The organism is Christiangramia aquimixticola (genome assembly GCF_048285835.1).
GTDB lineage: Bacteria > Bacteroidota > Bacteroidia > Flavobacteriales > Flavobacteriaceae > Christiangramia > Christiangramia aquimixticola.
Map to the genome: position 1 here is coordinate 1 of NZ_JBLVTL010000027.1, position 463 is coordinate 463.

1 protein-coding gene is annotated in these 463 nt (G+C 42.8%); it reads left to right on the forward strand.

Annotated features, from left to right (window positions below):
• A partial coding sequence (locus tag ACNKXV_RS13335) for a C25 family cysteine peptidase (RefSeq protein ID WP_417908231.1) occupies nt 1-463 on the forward strand: 463 nt, incomplete at both ends.

The window sequence follows — 463 nt, forward strand, 5'->3', positions numbered from 1 at the left end:
GTGACAGCGACCTGCGAATTTGGCAGACACGACAGTCCATTCTTGAGGTCCGCCGCAGAAGAACTACTTTTCGCGCAAGGAAAAGGGGCTATGGGCTTATTGACCACTGGAAGGCCTGTCTTTAGCAGCATTAATTTCAAACTGAATCAGGCCTTTACCCAGGAGATTTTTAAAACTGAAAACGGAATCTATCAAGACCTCGGAAGCATCTATCTCAACACCAAAATCAAGAGCCAAAACGGACCATTAAATCGGAATTTTTCACTTTTGGGAGATCCAAGTCTGAGGCTCAAGGTTCCAGATTTAGGAATAAAAATCTCCTCCATCATAGAGGTAAATACTAAAAATCCTATTGATACGCTACGTTCATTGGATCAAGTAGAAGTGACAGGGGAAATTATTGAACCCTTGGTGGGTTCTTCCATCTCCAATTTCAACGGTCACTTACAAGTAGAACTTTGGG